The sequence below is a fragment of the Halomonas sp. H10-59 genome, from assembly GCF_040070555.1.
GTDB lineage: Bacteria > Pseudomonadota > Gammaproteobacteria > Pseudomonadales > Halomonadaceae > Halomonas > Halomonas litopenaei.
In genome coordinates, this window is sequence record NZ_CP098828.1 from 3,464,347 (window position 1) to 3,480,070 (window position 15,724).

The 15,724-nt window shown below is 59.6% G+C and carries 13 protein-coding genes and 1 pseudogene; 6 read left to right on the top strand and 8 right to left on the bottom strand.

Annotated features, from left to right (window positions below):
* Positions 1 to 20 precede the first annotated feature (20 nt).
* Together NFG57_RS15060 and NFG57_RS15065 are read right to left on the bottom strand one after the other, a co-directional pair.
* Positions 21 to 2,279, bottom strand: coding sequence for an ATP-binding protein (locus NFG57_RS15060; RefSeq protein ID WP_348814660.1), 2,259 nt, complete (start codon positions 2,277 to 2,279; stop codon positions 21 to 23).
* Between the two features lie 3 nt (positions 2,280 to 2,282).
* On the bottom strand, positions 2,283 to 2,798 hold the full coding sequence (locus tag NFG57_RS15065) for a hypothetical protein (RefSeq protein WP_348814661.1): 516 nt from the start codon (positions 2,796 to 2,798) through the stop codon (positions 2,283 to 2,285).
* 117 nt (positions 2,799 to 2,915) lie between these two features.
* Here NFG57_RS15065 and NFG57_RS15070 point away from each other — a divergent pair, with 117 nt between their 5' ends.
* Positions 2,916 to 3,608 carry a response regulator transcription factor gene (locus tag NFG57_RS15070; protein WP_108133670.1) on the top strand — a complete coding sequence of 231 codons (693 nt, stop codon included), beginning with the start codon at positions 2,916 to 2,918 and terminating at the stop codon, positions 3,606 to 3,608.
* 192 nt (positions 3,609 to 3,800) lie between these two features.
* On the opposite strand, the gene NFG57_RS15075 is transcribed toward NFG57_RS15070, so the two are convergent.
* A complete protein-coding gene (locus tag NFG57_RS15075) occupies positions 3,801 to 4,598 on the bottom strand; it encodes an OBAP family protein (RefSeq protein WP_348814662.1) in 798 nt (265 codons plus the stop codon).
* Between the two features lie 433 nt (positions 4,599 to 5,031).
* On the opposite strand from NFG57_RS15075, the gene NFG57_RS15080 reads away from it, so the two are divergent.
* Both NFG57_RS15080 and NFG57_RS15085 read left to right on the top strand, forming a co-directional pair.
* On the top strand, positions 5,032 to 5,820 hold the full coding sequence (locus NFG57_RS15080; protein ID WP_348814663.1) for a CmcJ/NvfI family oxidoreductase: 789 nt from the start codon (positions 5,032 to 5,034) through the stop codon (positions 5,818 to 5,820).
* Between the two features lie 192 nt (positions 5,821 to 6,012).
* Positions 6,013 to 6,762: an oxidoreductase gene (locus tag NFG57_RS15085; RefSeq protein WP_348814664.1), complete on the top strand. Its 750-nt coding sequence runs from the start codon at positions 6,013 to 6,015 to the stop codon at positions 6,760 to 6,762.
* A 138-nt stretch (positions 6,763 to 6,900) separates the two neighbouring features.
* Here the strand turns inward: NFG57_RS15085 and NFG57_RS15090 are convergent, their stop codons facing one another.
* Entirely contained in the window at positions 6,901 to 7,815 is a 915-nt protein-coding gene (locus NFG57_RS15090; RefSeq protein ID WP_348814665.1) for a LysR family transcriptional regulator, read from the bottom strand.
* 183 nt (positions 7,816 to 7,998) lie between these two features.
* Between NFG57_RS15090 and NFG57_RS15095 the strand changes: the two genes are divergently transcribed.
* Both NFG57_RS15095 and NFG57_RS15100 read left to right on the top strand, forming a co-directional pair.
* Complete coding sequence (locus NFG57_RS15095) at positions 7,999 to 8,457, top strand: YeeE/YedE family protein (RefSeq protein ID WP_348814666.1); 459 nt, start codon at positions 7,999 to 8,001, stop codon at positions 8,455 to 8,457.
* Positions 8,454 to 8,867 carry a DUF6691 family protein gene (locus tag NFG57_RS15100; protein WP_348814667.1) on the top strand — a complete coding sequence of 138 codons (414 nt, stop codon included), beginning with the start codon at positions 8,454 to 8,456 and terminating at the stop codon, positions 8,865 to 8,867. The genes NFG57_RS15095 and NFG57_RS15100 overlap by 4 nt, the downstream gene beginning before the upstream one ends.
* Before the next feature lie 249 nt (positions 8,868 to 9,116).
* Here the strand turns inward: NFG57_RS15100 and NFG57_RS15105 are convergent, their stop codons facing one another.
* The gene (locus NFG57_RS15105; protein WP_348814668.1) at positions 9,117 to 9,473 is read right to left on the bottom strand and encodes a nucleotide pyrophosphohydrolase; all 357 of its coding nucleotides are present in this window, start codon (positions 9,471 to 9,473) and stop codon (positions 9,117 to 9,119) included.
* 489 nt (positions 9,474 to 9,962) lie between these two features.
* Here NFG57_RS15105 and NFG57_RS15110 point away from each other — a divergent pair, with 489 nt between their 5' ends.
* The gene (locus NFG57_RS15110) at positions 9,963 to 10,250 is read left to right on the top strand and encodes a hypothetical protein (RefSeq protein WP_287165860.1); all 288 of its coding nucleotides are present in this window, start codon (positions 9,963 to 9,965) and stop codon (positions 10,248 to 10,250) included.
* Positions 10,251 to 10,304: 54 nt separating this feature from the next.
* Here NFG57_RS15110 and NFG57_RS15115 read toward each other — a convergent pair.
* The 3 genes and pseudogenes from NFG57_RS15115 to NFG57_RS15125 form a co-directional block, all read right to left on the bottom strand.
* Positions 10,305 to 10,513 (bottom strand): annotated as a pseudogene (locus tag NFG57_RS15115) (transposase); the annotation flags it as partial.
* 222 nt (positions 10,514 to 10,735) lie between these two features.
* Positions 10,736 to 13,165, bottom strand: coding sequence for a DUF2357 domain-containing protein (locus NFG57_RS15120; RefSeq protein WP_348814669.1), 2,430 nt, complete (start codon positions 13,163 to 13,165; stop codon positions 10,736 to 10,738).
* A 6-nt stretch (positions 13,166 to 13,171) separates the two neighbouring features.
* Entirely contained in the window at positions 13,172 to 15,688 is a 2,517-nt protein-coding gene (locus NFG57_RS15125) for an AAA family ATPase (protein WP_348814670.1), read from the bottom strand.
* Positions 15,689 to 15,724 lie beyond the last annotated feature (36 nt).

Here is a 15,724-nt window from a genome sequence, read left to right on the forward strand (position 1 = left end):
CATCGGTGCTGCTAGGCCGCTCAGGACAGATCGACACCCCTGCCACGCCATTGGCAAACCGCGTCACTACCCCCGCGCTCGATACGGGCAATTTGCTCGCGACAGTGCGACATTTTTGCCTTCGGCGCCAACTGCTCCAGGCGCGCCGCTTCCGCGGCAAGCTGCCGACACCCCAACGAGGCCGCCGCGCCCTTGAGCGAGTGCGCCTCGCGTTTGATCCGCTCACGGTCACTGCCATCGACAGCCTCGCGCAACGCTTCGACCCGACCATCGAGTCGAGAGAAAAACGCTGCGAGCAGCGACTTCAACGTCTCATGCTCCAGGCTCTGCTTGAGTTCGATCACGGTGTCAGCATCCAGGCCGCCCCTCCCGACGCAGCTGTGATCCTGCACGGGCCTGGCGGCGTCAACATCGGCAACCTGCTCGGGCGCGTAGTCAAAAGGCACGACATGCAAAGCAGCCTGACGGCGCCTGGGTGGGTAAGCGCGAAGGACATCGGCCAGCTCCAGCCGCGTGAAAGGCTTGCTCAGAATGTCGTCCATTCCCGCATCACGACATGCCTGCCGATGCTCCGGCATGACATTGGCCGTCATGGCCACAATAGGCAGGTGGCCCTCGCCCTCTTCGGCACGAAAGCGCCGAGTCGTCTCCACGCCATCCATGCAGGGCATCTGCATATCCATCAGCACCAGGTCATAGTCCTTGCACTTCATCGCAGCCAGCCCCTGCTCTCCGTCTTCGACAAGGTCGAAGGTCTGACCGAGGCGCTTGAGCAAAGCGGCCACCAGATCCCGGTTGACAGGGTTGTCTTCCACCACCAGCAGATGTCGTGAGGCCAGTGCTTCAGACGGATCGTCGAGCAGACGCTCGCTGACACCCTCGGCGGCGCTCAGTGGAAGACAAAAGCGAAAGACGCTGCCCAGGCCCGGCATGCTGTTCAATTCAAGGTTTCCCCCCATGGCTTCTATCAGCCGGTAGCAAATCGCCAGGCCAAGACCGGTCCCCTCGTGACGGCGCGACAGAGATGTATCCACTTGCGTGAATGGCTCGAAAAGCGCGGCCTGGGCCTGTTTGTCGATGCCGACTCCAGTATCACGCACCTCGAAGATGATCGACGCAGGCTTTCGCGATCGGACAGCGAGCGTAATGCTGCCCGCCTGGGTGAACTTGAAGGCGTTGTCCATCAGGTTCATCAGCACTTGTCGTAGGCGGGTCGCATCACCGATCACCACCGCAGGCAAGTCATCACCTAACTGCACGATAAACGACACGTCTCTGGTCTGACGTGATCGATATCCTTCGGCAAGCCTCGCGACCATCCGCGTCAAGGGAAATGGAGAATGGTCAAGATCAAGACGTCCGGCCTCGATCTTCGAGTAGTCCAGTACGTCATTGATGACCGCGCGCAGCGAGGCGGTGCTTTCCCTCAGGGTCGCAAAGTGCTGCTCACGCTTTTCCTGGCTGGGCTCATCCTCGAGCACATCGAGCATGCCCACCACACCATTGAGCGGGGTGCGGACCTCGTGACTCATGATCGCCATGAATTCCGACTTGGCCTGACTCGCCGCTTCTGCCTGCTGCACAGCACGCTGAAGTTCCTGAGACTGCTGCTGCAGACGCTCACCGTGGCGAGCACGAGAGCGCGCCTGGCGCCACAGCGCCATGACAAGATAAGTTCCTGCCAGCATGATCAATATCATCAGCACGAACAGCAGGACGTACACCCGCAGCATGCCCTGCCGGGTCTGTTCACGAACGCTCGCGAGCGCCTTGTTATGGTCGAGCAGCAACCGTTCCGCATCGTCACGCATGGCGCTGATCAGCTGTGACAATTGCCGGCGCTGAGCAGGCAGCGGTGCCAGCGCTTCCTGGTAGAGTGGCTGCAGCAGTACATCAATATCTTCAAGGCGGGCATCGAGGTGCCACAATGCTTCGAGGAGCTCAGGTTGTGAAGCCAGATATTCTCGATATTGTCCTTGCTGCAGCAGCTTTATCCGGCCGTAGAGAATGTCGAAACGCTCCATCAGCCGGGTCCAGGAAGAAAGCTCGCCACGAGTACCTGATACGCCGTGCGTCAGCTGGCTGTCCACCTGCTCCAGCGCCACTTCGACTTCACGTGATTGACGATCCAGTTGATAGATCGCCCAGGTGACGTTCTCCAGCCCTTCATGTCGCAGTCGATCGTGACGCTGGAAAGCGGTCACACCGATGACAAGACAGGCCGCGAACAGCAAAAGTGCCGCTGCCGCGGATAACTTGAGACCGCGCGCCTCCTTCATCGACTAGTTGTCGTATACATCAATGGCGGCTACCTGCCAGACGGAGCGGGTGAGATAGGTCTCGGTAAGTAGATCTGGATTGTCATCGAACGGGTAGACGATAAAGAGAGGCCCTTGTTCGCGAATGCTCATCGGCTCACCATTCTTGTGGGTCGCCAGCACGACCCCATGTTCAGCAAAGTCAGAGGCCGGCACATCGGCGGCGTAATCGTTCAGCGCGGTGACGCGCAGATCACTCCCTTGTGCTCCCACCTCCGCCAGCAAGGCGACGCCCAGCGGTCCACTGAAAGACACCTTCCCCTCATGCCAGGGAGTCTGTGTCACGATCTCGCCCTGCTCGAGGCTCGCCAACATGGCCATGTCGAAATGTGCCTCGTCACCGACATTGGTCTGGGTGATGTCACCGCTCACCACCAGTACCGTCTTGCCGGCAGGCGACTCCAGCGCCATTGCCTGATTCGCAACAAGCCCAACCGCCAGGACCAGCAGGACAGGAGTCTTGCACCACAAGGTCTTCATCGACGCATCTCCAAACGTTTGAGCACTTACCTATTCGGTATATGCTAATTTTGGATGTAGGTTTGTGAAACTTTGTCAAACCTGCTCCTGCGAGGCACCAAGACAGGAAACTTCGGTATGCGCATCGCTATCCTCGAAGACGACCCCGACCAGCAGGCTTTGATCGCCGCGGCGCTAGGCGACGGCACAGCCACGCTGACCCCCTTCACCACGGCCCACGACCTGTTTCGGGCAATGCAGAACACAAGTTTCGAGCTACTGGTGCTCGACTGGCGTTTACCGGAGGTCGATGGGTTCGAAGTGCTTGAGACCTTGCGCAATGCGTATCAGTGGCCGGGCGCGGTGCTGTTCATTACTGCCGACGACGCCGAAGACAACGTCGTCCGAGCCCTCGGGGCAGGGGCCGATGACTTTCTGCACAAGCCGCTGCGGGTCCCCGAGCTCAGGGCTCGGATTGAAGCCCTGGGTCGCCGGCTAGGTCACGTAGACAGCGTTGGAACGACGCTGTTCGAATGCGGCCCCCTCCAGCTCGACCTGACGGCAGGGATCATCCGCCTACATGGCGATATCGTCGAGCTCACCGATCGGGAATATCGGCTGGCTGCCCTGTTTCTCCAAAATCCCGGTCAGCTCTTCACGCGCGCCTATCTGCTTGAGCGAATCTGGAGCGTCAGTGGTGACCTCAATACCCGTACCGTCGACACCCACATCAGCGGCCTTCGGCGCAAGCTGAAGCTGGATGGGCAACAGAACCACCGACTCAAGAGCGTCTATCAACAAGGTTATCGTCTTGAACTGAGCCAGCACTAAACCTCTGCCACGCGACGCCCCCTCCTCCGAGCCCCGCCAAGGCAACAACACGACGCGACACCCTCCTGTGGGCCGCCTGTAGCGTTTGTAGCGCGGCATGCGTCAACCCGGTAGTTAAACCGACATCAAGGGGATGGTCAGCGCCACGCGAAACATCAGCGCAGCCGACCGGTAAAGCTGTGAACGTCAACATCACTCACTGGTCTTGGCTTCCACACCAGGAATGGGCTGGGTTGACCTGGGAAACGCCCCTTTCAACACATCAACACCCGACTGGGGATTGGCCAGCGGCACCAGATCTTGCCGGGCCTGACGCCGCTCTTCTGTGTCGATTCCCATACGTTGGTCTCGATCTTCGACCAGGCCCGGCTGCGGCTCTCCGGTACGATTAAAGGACCAAGCCAGATTGGGCTTACCCAGTGGCAAGGCCTGGTCTTCTTCATCGCTGTGTGAACTGCTCCATGTGTGCCACGTCTTGCCATAGCTGTTCATCTTGGATTGCATCAGCTCATGATCAGCGGTTTCAGGCAGGTTGGGCGCGACCAATTGGCCAGACAGAATCTCCCCGTTATGGGGATGCCAATATTGCTTCTCTTCTTCAGGCAGGCTCTCAAAAACGCTTTCGGATATGATGTATTCCACCCCGGTGAGGTGGGCATCCGCGGTATTTCCATCGTAAAGCGCACACTGCATGAAGTCTTCATTGACCTGCTGGCAGAAATGATGCGCTTCGAATTGATGGCTTGGCTCATCTTTCATGGGATGGAAGCCAACAAGATAAATATTGAGCTGATCCGTCGGTGCATCGGTCTGCAATGCACTGGCTCCTGCTTCCAGCACATTGGTCTTGGTGCTTTCTGGCTGTCCGGGCACGTCGGCTGCAGGGCCCGTCTCGGCCATACCGGTACAGCCGTTTAGAACGACGACACACAGAGCCGCTGACGCTCCGCGATAAAACACTGGAGTTACAGGCGCACGCTTATCTTTCATGACCATTCCCTTGGCACGATGAATATCACGCTCACCCATCGCATAAACTGACAGATGCGCCTGGGAGACGTCTTTGCAATAGCATCACGACTATACAAGCCGGCCCTTATCTACATCAACACGTCGAATGCCAACTCTATATGACGTCAGCCTTGTCCTTGGCGGCTCTCCCAGCCTTTGTTTATCAGTTGCTTAGCGGTTTATTGGAATGGGAATGAGGACGGAGACAACATGCGGAAGCCACGGACGCTTGTCAGCTGTTGATTATTGCCATTCGTGCAATAACAAATTGCAGACAGGCGCCTTTTTTGTGTCTGCACCAATGCACTAAGCTCGCCAACCAGCCTCTTGGACTCGCCACAGCACAGGCGGCTGGCCCAAGTGCATGTCAGTGCTCATCCTCTGGCGACTCATCGTGAAGGAGGTCTCGATCATGTCAGCGCCCATCCTTACCCGCTTGGCGTTCGTCAATTATCAGCTCGATCGCCCGGAAGGTCTGCAGATCAAGGTGGACCCGGACGGCGAGACCGGTCGGCGCATTGAGCCGAAGCATGATCGCCAAAGCGTCAGCTTGCAGGATCTGCGCGCTACTCCGCCCAGCTTCGCGTCCCAGGGCCTGCTGTTTCTCGATACGCCCGAGCTTGCCGTGGACGTGCGCGACGCCAAGGCGCGCGACCGCCTGCACACGCCAGCCATCGAGGCGTTGCTCAAGCAGCAGCTCGGTGTCAGTGAAGTGCATGTGTTCGACCACACCTTGCGAGGCTTCGAAGGTGAACGCGTGCCGGCGCAGCATGTGCATGTCGACTACTCGCCACGCTCTGGCCCGCAGCGCGTGCGCGATCTGCTGCCGCCCGAGCAAGCCGAGCATTGGCTGAGCGGCCACTACGGCATCGTCAATGTCTGGCAGCCCGTCGAGCAGGCCGTCGCGCGCAACCCGCTGGCATTCGCCGATACCCAAAGCGTGCACCACGAGGACTGGGTCAACATCGACATCCTCTATCCGGATCGCTGCGGCCAGATCCAGGGCCTCGTCCATAATCCGGATCACCGCTGGTACTTCATCTCTCACATGCGCCCCGACGAAGCCATCGTCTTCAATGCCTTCGACAGCGCCGGCAAGCCACCGGTCGCGCATACCGCGGCCGAGCTGCTCGACACGCCCGAAGATGCGCCCACACGCACCAGCCTGGAGACGCGGGTATTGGTCCGCTATCCCGACTGAGGTGGACCGACCGCTGGTGGCGGCTGAGTTCCACGGTCAACATGGCGGATACCGGGCCCATCCAGGTAGCTGACCATTTCTCCTCGGTACCGGCACTCACCGCCAGTTGATGGTCATCCAGGCCTTCCTCCCGGCAGGCATCGCTGTCCCCACGTTTTCGTCTCACATTCTTTGTCATTCAGGAGCTTTGCCATGAGCTTGTCATTCCATGTCGTCAGCCACGAACGCGGCTTCTCCCCCACGCCCCTGCCCATCTGGACGGACAACGGCGACGTGTCTGACCTCTTCGAAGCCGGCGCGACGCCAGAGGTTGTCCGTCAGGAAGTCGAGGGTGTCCCCGGCGCCTTCCAGCTGCTCAATGTGCTGACACCTGCCGAGGCCGACAACTTCGTTGCCGTTCTGGAGGACATGGGCTTCGAGGAAGATGCGCCGGTCTCCCTGCCGCGCTCGGTACGCCACAATCACAACGTCAACTGGGTCGTCAGTGAAGCGGTGGATCAGGTCATCTGGCAGCGCTCTGCGCCGCGGGTCACCGAGCAGATCCAGGGCGAGGGAGCCAAAGGCATCAATGCGCGCTTTCGTGTCTATCGCTACGAGGCCGGCGACTTCTTCAAACCGCACACCGATGGCGCCTGGCCGGGCAGTCGCGTCATCAATGGCGAGGTCGTCCAGGACGCCTATCCGGGCCTGATGAGCCAGTACACCTTTCTTATCTTCTTAAGCGATGGCTACACTGGCGGACGCACCGAGTTTCTGGTCAGCCGCCGTGATCCCGACAAGCCGGCTCAGTCGCGGGACGATATCCAGACGGTCTCGGTCTCCACGCCCAAGGGTGGCGTACTGTGCTTCCCGCATGGCTCGCATCCGCAGCACTGCGTGCACGCCGGCGAGCCGATCCGCGACGGAGCCAAGTACATCATCCGTAGCGATATCCTCTACTGATGGCTGTCAGATGAGCACCATCTGATAAACACCGCCTGATGAGTATCGTCCAAGCAGTCGCGACGTGCGCACAGGGCCCGATCTCCCTTTAGATCGGGCCCTTCGTGTACCTGGACGGCGGACAGCGCTCACGGCTGGCTAGTGACAGGACAGCCGCTCGCGGCGGGCCAGCAGGAAGTCGATCCAGGCGCGCACGCGCGGGTTATGTTGATTCTCGCGCGCGTAGACGACATGGATACCGGTGTCGAAATCCGATGAGGTGACCTGATAGTCCTCCAGCACCGACATCAGGCGGCCGCTTGCCAGCTCTTCCCGTATAGCCCAGAGCGGCTGTACCACGACGCCGGCGGCGCCCAGCGCCGCCTGGGTGTGAATGTCGGCATTATTGGTGCGCAACGCACGGGCCCGCACCGAGATCCGATGCTCCCGATCCCCTTGCACCAGTCGCCAGTGATGATTGGCGGTGGTATAGCTGAAGGTCAGCAGACGGTGCTGCTCCAGGTCTTCCGGCCGATGAATGGGGGGCTGGGCCGCGAGGTAAGACGGCGCGGCGGCCAGCACGAAGCGCTGATCACTGATGTGCCGCGCGATCAGGCTCGAATCTTCCAGGTGACCGATGCGCAGGGCCACGTCGAAGTGGTCCTCGATCAGATCCACACGCTGGTCGCTGCTGACGATATCCAGCGCCACCTCGGGATAGCGCTGCATGAACTCGCTCACCAGCGGCGCCAGATAGAGGCGTGAATAGCGCCACGGCACCGAGATACGCAGCGGTCCCGCGACGCGCTCACTCAGCGTCTTAAGCTCATCCTCCAGTTGTTCCACCTCGGCCAGAATGGCGCGAAAGCGGATCAGGGCACGCTCTCCGGCGGGCGACAGCCGCACATGGCGAGTGGTGCGCACCAGCAGCGGCTCGCCCAGCTGGCGCTCCAGATGATTGACATGACGCGTCGCCGTGGAACTGGCGATATCCAGCTCCCGCGCCGCCACATTGAAGCTCTGATGCTCCGCCACCTTGAGAAAGGTGCGCAGGCGTTGGGTCAGTTCGTTCATGGTGCTCCTGCGAATCCTCGGCGTCCTTGTCGCATGCCCCACAGGTCAACCGGCTGGCAAATCACCTGACCAGTAGACTCGGCAATCGGTGGGCGAAGTCGCCTGGCGATGACGGTTGGCGATGGTCGGGGACGAGCATATCATCGTCGCAACGCTGGATGGCCGAAAGGGAGGACGAATGACATGGACATCATGAGCAGCATGAAAGGACTCGGCGGCGGCGTCCTGATCGGCCTCTCGGCAGTGATGCTGATGGCCTTTCTGGGACGTATCGCGGGTATCAGTGGCATCACGCGGGGAGCGCTTCTGGAATCAGGCCCGGACCACCGCTGGCGCATTGCCTTCGTGCTCGGGTTGATCAGCGGCCCGCTGCTCCTTGCGCTGTTCAATCTTGACTGGGGCAATGTGGCCGAGCGCTCAGATGCGCTGATCGGCAACCCCACCAGCGGGGGCCTGAGCATGATGTTCGCAGGCCTGCTGGTAGGCGTGGGAACCGGCATCGGGGGCGGCTGTACCAGTGGCCACGGCGTCTGCGGTATCGCTCGTCTTTCACCCCGCTCGCTGGTGGCCACTGTGGTGTTCGTGGCCGTCGCCATGCTGACGGTCTTCGTGAGCCTACACCTGCTGGGAGAGTCACCATGAAAGCGATCATCGGGTTCATCACCGGCCTGGTCTTCAGCCTCGGGCTGACACTCAGCGGCATGACCGATCCCGCGCGAGTCGTCGGCTTTCTCGACGTGGCCGGTGACTGGGACCCCACCCTGATCTTCGTGCTTGGCGGTGCCGTCATCACCACCTTCATCGGTTATCGCCTCGTCTGGCGGCGCGGCACTCCCCTGCTGGGCGAGCGCTTTCAACTACCCACGCGTCGCGATATCGATGGCCGCCTGCTGCTCGGCGCGGCCCTGTTCGGTGTCGGCTGGGGCCTGAGCGGTTACTGCCCCGGGCCTGCCATCGTCTCCAGCAGCGCCATGAGTCTGCCATTGGCGGGTTTTCTGCTGGCGATGCTACTGGGCTGGTGGCTGGCCACACGCCTGACTCGCGGTCACTGACCCGAGTGCCACGCTTCGCTCAGCAAACGCCGGCCATCCGGCCGGCGTCACAACGGCGTCACACGGGATCTTGTGCGGCAGCTGGTTTATTTATCACTCTGAAAACGGAATAAAAGACCGCTTTTAGCAGATAACTTAAACCTAAGCCGAGTCTCTGGCCCTGCTTGAGGCCAAAATCAGCCGAAGGAAGCTTGAGGGACGAGGCCAGGCAGAAGGCCTCTGCAGGAAAAAAGACGGGAAAACATCACGTCAATCCTGATAGTGCGTGTACTTTTTCGCGCTTCCCTTCACCTGGTCGGCGGGATACTTCTCCGCATTCTTCTCCATCTTCTCCTGGCATGCAGCTTCGATATCCACGTCCAGCTTGCCTGCCAGCCGGATCAGGTAGAGCTGAACATCGGCAATTTCATCGCGCACGGCGGCCAGTTGCTGCTCATCCAGCTCCCTGGACTGCGCCTCGGTCAGCCACTGGAAGCACTCCTGCAGCTCAGCGGCCTCCACCGTCAGTGCCATGGCCAGGTTCTTGGGCGAGTGGAACTGATCCCATTCACGCGCGGCGGCGAACTGGTCCATGGCGTCGCGGAGTTGCTTGAACGGGTCTGACATGTGGGGGTCACCTGGTTCAGCGGTATCGGATAGCGCTGAGCATGCCTGCTATGCCACTCGCTATCCAGTCAGCATCGGCATAGGCGACCACTCGGCCGTCCACTCGCTCACAGCACGAAGGGGAATTTTCCGATGCCAGTCAGGTCCCCGACCTTCTCGCTCTGATACAGCTTGATCGTGACACTGCCGCCGTGGTCCGGGTCCTCAATGGCGCGATGCTGCACCACAACGACCTTGCCTTGCCGTGTGCCACCAGGATTGGCGCGGAACAGTCGCCAGGCGCCGTTGGGGATGCGCCCTCACCGCACAAACGATGGTCTATCTACCATTGAGTAAGAACAGCGTGATCCATAGAGCCTGACGTGCGTCTCGAATAGACGATGTGATTCAGTACCAGTGGTGTATCTGTTCAGAGCGGATGCGAGTGGATGAATGCCATACTTCCCGTGCTATCCTGTGGTAACTGTGTAACACATAAGGATGGGTGTCATGAGCGATGCTACCTTCACCTTTCGGGTCGATGAAGGCCTGAAAGCAGAATTTGCCAGTGCTGCCAAGGCTCACGATCGTACCGGGGCACAGCTTCTACGCGACTTCATGCGCAACTATGTAGCCCAGCAGCAGGAAGCGCAGGACTATGATGCCTGGCTGGTTGCCAAGGTCGAGCAATCACGGGCCTCGGCAGAAGCTGGCAATCTCATACCTGCCGCCGATGTGGAAGCCAGGTTTGCTGCCCGCCGTGCGTCTACCCGTGCACGTCTGGAGAAGACTAAATGATGGGTTCTTCGTCACTTCATGTGGATTTGACCTGATCCCGCATACGCTCCACAGGCTGCCGATCTGGTAGATCATGGTGATGAAATAGGCCCCGTTCCGGTATCCACGTGTACCTGACCTGGCAGCCTGAAACAGTCCGTTCATACCTTCCAGCCGGGCGTTGGTCGGCCTCGAGTCCCACGCCTCATCACTTGTTCAGCATGGCGCTTGAGTGTCGACAACGCCTTCGCCATCGGTTAGAGCAGTGGCAGATCACTGCCGGCCGCCGCCATTGCCGGAGAGGTGCTGGGCCACCGAGATCAATAGCAGGCGCATGCCTTCGTTAATGTAGGCGCGAGAGAAGAACTTCTCGGCATCCTAATACTCCTCGGCGACCGTGCCGGTTGCCACCTGGGTGATATCCGCAGCGCATTCCGACTACTTGAGGGTGCCTCCCAGCACGTCCTTATGTGGCATGACGACATCTAGCCAGGCTTTCAGTGACATTATGACGACCCCACGTCTGCTTGTGCGATGAATTCAAGCTCACTCTCTGGCTGCCCAGTGACTGGGTCAGTGAAGCGTTGCCGCTGAATACGTACTGAGGGGAAGCGCGTCTTCAGCGTCTTCCATTCAATGAATTTTTCCCAGCTGCTGAGAAACTGCAATTCTGGCTCCAACTCCTGGAGCGCCACCTCCAGCCCCAGTCGGGTGATGAAGTAGCGCCCTGTGCGATTACCCTTCATCTGGCCACCAGCATGCAAGTCGGCGTGCTGTATCGGCTCAAGACGATAGACGTAGTAGGGCTGGTCAGGCCGGTTCGGCGCCCAAGTGGTACCCGTCTGCTTGAGCTCCTTGCCCAGCAGTACCTCAATACCCACGACGTTGGCCCAGCCGATGATCTTTCTCTCTTGCTGGTCATAGAGCGCCACCGCCTTTACCTCATGCAGCGGATAGCGTGGTGAGTCCGGACGCTGGGTGTAGAAAATCTGGCAGTTACGATGGTAGTGCAGCCTGGCTTCCCGATCCCTGGCGGGAATCATGCCCACCATTACCAGGTCCCGACTGGACTGCCGGCGCTGCTGGTAGGTACGGTCGTCGTAGTGGTAAAGCGACTCGGTAATCACCTCGCCAGGTTGCTCAAAGAGGCTATCCAGATACTGCCGGAACAGTAGGTTCTCGCGCGCTCTACCCGGCTGTAGCGGTACCGCTCCGATATTGACCTTCTCGATGCTCTGGTAGAAGGGGTGGGCCACAAAATCCTGCTCATTTTCCGGATAGGGGAACAGGATTACCCCGCCGATACTCTTGTTGGCCATCTTGACGGATTTCTGCTGCTCCCCCTTGTCCTCCCACAAAATGGCATCACGATAACGATGCAGCTGAGCGATGGTATCCAGCGGCGGACCATAGGGCGTGTCCTTGGGGCCGGTGGGGTACCCCTTCGAGCCACGATCGAAGCGGTACTTGGCATCCATCATCACCTTGAACGACTTTTTGTCACGGCTGCTGCCGAACCCGCTCCGAGAGAATTCGATGAACTGATCCGGCTTTTGGTCGAAGGTGTAGGTGTAGTCCTTCCGCGGGAAGGTGCGGTTGAAGTAGATGGCAATGTCATCGCCGGTACCGCGCTGCACGAAGTTGACCGCAGATTTCGTGCCCTTGCGGAGGTTCACTTTAAAGCGGTGGTGCTCTAGCTTGACGATGTCATTGCTGGCCAATTCGTACTTGGGATTTTCCCGCAGTAGCTTCACTGTCTTCAGGAAGCACCAGTACTCGTAGATGGTGGCGATGTCCTTATAGTCCATCTTGAACAGCGGGTGCTCGGCCATGGTAAGGCCCTTACGCAGCAGCAGGAAGCGGTGATAGAAGTCCTTGTACCCCGGCGCCATGGTCAGGGTGGTCGAGAAGAACATCTGGTGATTGAAGGCCCCTACTTCGGCCAGCACCGGACCTCTCAGGCGGCGCCGCAGGTGGGATTTGCTGCGCTCCAGCGCCTCCACTTCCACTTGGACCCGTTGACTGTCCAAGCCCCGACCGCCGCTCAGATGGCGGATGGCACGCTGAATCTGACGCAGGATTTCGGTGATTGCCCAGGCGACGAAACGGTTCTCCTGGGTGTCGTAACTGATACGCTTATGCTGCTCGCTCAGGTGTGAAAGTTGAACCCCAGGAACCACCTGCAGCCCACCGCCGCGGCAGTAGCGGTCGGGGCGCTGGGTGGCGGCCTTGATCGCCCGAGGTGTCGCCCGCTTCACCCGGTGAATGGGCTTTACCCGTGACTCCTTGCGCAGATCCGACTTGGGCGAGCGCAACAGCGTGTCCAGGCTCTGCTCTAAGCTGTGATAGAGCGCCTTGAACAGATTCAGCCACTCCGAGGTGAGCTGGTGGTAGGTAGAGCGTGGACGGGTCGATGCAAAGGTCCTGGTGAACGCATCGAAAGCTAGCGAGTAGAGGATCTCGGTGATCTCATCGAGCATCGCCGGGAAGTCGTCCTTGTAATCCAGCTTCTGGGGAAACACCTCGCTATCCAGGGCGAACAGCACCTTGCCACCGGCGTCACGCACCTCGAAGCGCGTCAGCCCGACGCTATTCTCGAGGTTTATGGTGCCCATCAGGCGGACCTGGCCATGTAGCGACCTCGACCTGACCCGCTTCTGATGCACGCCATTGACGTAGAGCGACAGAGGAGGCTCGCAGCGGCAGCCCGGGCCTGGCTCGAACAGCCACTCCAGCTGCTGCCATTCGAAGAACAGCGGCGAGTTTAGCGAGCCTTCCAACTCCGACTCAGATTCGTTGAACGCCAGGCCGTGTGCCTTGAAACGAGAACGCTGCTCGCGGTGACGCTGAGCCTCAATCGCCGGCGTCAGGGCCACCTCGCTTACGGCGAGTTGGCAGATGGTGCCATCGGGGTGGTCGAAACAGAGCGCCGTCATACCCACCTACAGCCAGAACGAGGTGAAGCCGTCGTCGTGGAAGCGCTGCAGCATGAACAGCAACTTCTTGACGCTTCTGGGGTAACGGGTCTGTTCTGGGCTTACCTCCTTCTCGACAACGCTGTATTCCGCTTCATCATCGAGCGGTTTGTTGGCCAGCAGGCCCAGCAGGCGTATCAGCACCTTGAGCACGCTCAGCGAACTGCCTTGAATGCGCGGCAGCACCTTCTGCATCAACTGGAAATCCAAGGCAGCGTCGGCACCGAAGCCATCTAGCCGTTCTAGGCCCTCTTCGCGGTGCAATGTCAGGTAAAAGGCGACCTCGTCGCGCACGCGGTAGCCAAAGTGGAGCCCGGCAGGCTCCAGGATGGCGTTAACCTTCATAAGAAACGCCATGGGCGTCTCGAGCGCCTGCTTTTGGCCGGCGGTCAGGTCAAAAGAGTTGAGGAATGGACTTCTCAGCGCATCGGCATGGATGTCGGAGACCGGCCCCACATTCAGAGGCGGGTTCACCCACGCCAAGTCGATATCGTTCATCTCGATGGCATTGGCCCGGTCCAGCACCTTACGGCTGAAGGCGTGTGTGGTCTCGTCCATGTTTACCGTGCCCACCACCATCAAGTTCTGGGGTAGGTAGATCGGGCGCCCACCGTTCACGTCGGCACGGCTGATCAGCGGCTCGGTGACGATGACGTCATCGTTGTCACGCCCGCGGGTCTCGATAAAGCTCAGGAACTCCGAAAAATAGTGCTCAACCCTGGCCAGGTTCATCTCATCCAGGATAACGAAGTAGAGCTCATCGGGGTGTTCGATGGCTCGGGCCATTACATCCAGCAGCGGCTTGGTCTCGAACTTGCCCTGGATGTTAGCGTAGCCGATCAAATCCGAGCTATCGGCCCAGTCCGGACGCACGGCGGTTAACACGCAGTGGTCGGAATCTCCATAGCCGATGGCCTTGGCGAACTGGCGCACCAACTGGGTCTTGCCAGTACCCGAGATCCCCGCCAGCATCGCAAGCGGCTTTGTACGCAGACAAAGATAGAAGTTGGCCACCTCCGCCAGCGAGTAGTAAAAGCCCTGGCTGGCCATATAAGCCTTCACCCGGGGCAGCCACTCCCTGGCCGGTGTCTGGGTGACCGCGACTGGCAGACGACGCTCCTCGGCTGCTTCAGAAGCGTCGTCTTCGTCGGAGGCTTCCTCTTCGTCCTCGATCAGGGGGTCGAGGGCCGGCAGCCAGCGCTGTATTTCGTCGGGTAGCGCCAGAGTGTACCCATCGAGCAGGATCGCCAGCGCCTCCCAGGTAAATTCGAACAGGTAGCCCTGATTTCCGGTGCCATCGCGATTGTAGGGTCCACGTACGTTGGCTAGGGCTTTCTGCAGCTGCGCTTTCTTCTGACGAATGGCGCCTAGCGCAACTGGCTGCTTAAGCTGGACTAGCACCTCTAGCTCGACGCGGTGCCCGTTTTCTAGCCACTCAGTGTCAAACGCATCCGGCCGCGGGGCCACCATGGGCATGGAGGCCGCCCGGGAGATGGCTTGGACCCCACCTCCCGCATGATGAACGATGATGTCACCCAGCCGGACATCGCCGACAGCCTTCCAGTGACTAAACGACCGCCCGCTTTTCCCCTCCAATGGGGCCCAGATGTATGACAGGGCTTTCTGATACGAGAACGTCTTCCCCTGCATGACATACCAAATCTTGGGCTCACGCTGCTGTTCGGGTTCGTCATCATCCACCAGGTGGCTGAGCAACGCCTGGTAGCAGGTCTGCAGCTGTAGGACGATATCTTCCTCTCGCGCGAACACCTCAAGCAGCAAATTAACTCGCTCCAAGTTGTTCCTGGCAGCATTGGCGCCGACTTGTTGTCCCGATATGTAGGAGTGTTCACCGCTACCAAAGGTCTTCCACTGCCAGCCCGACGGCGGGTGCTGGAGCGATCTGATCTCGATACAGACGAACTCTGGATATTCGCCGCTGACTTCGAACGTCTCACCTTGATGAGTAAAGCGGCTGACATTACTCTGCTCGTCAAACTCCGCGCGGATCATGGTGTCCTGAACGTAGCCAAACAGCACTCGGGCAGCACTATTGTTGACCACAAACACCGGGGCGCCGCGATCAAGCTTGGCAAACTTATCGCGGTTCCAGTAGAACCGATTCTGGTTGGCTGAGAACAAGCGCTTAAAGTTCTCCTGCACAAGAGGTGGCTTCTTCACCTCGTAGACCATCACGGTCAAACCAGTATCACCGATCTCGCCGGGATTGCCGACCACCGAAAATTCGCGTTCCTTGAGTGCCTCGACAAAAGGCTCGAAGGGTGCTTGCTCGAGCACCTCGGGGTCGACTTTGTGCTGTTTGGCTTGTGCCAGAGCCTCCGCCAACAGCTGCTTAGCATCGAAACGGCGCCCCAGATAGAGGCACGAGAAGCACTCACCAGGCGGTATGCGCTGGCCGTTCGCATCGATGGTGCGAATCAGATCGTTGCGCGTAAGCTGCTGTATCGCCTGCTCAATACTCATTGCGTCCCTCAGTACTCAGTCGCCATAGTGTCCACC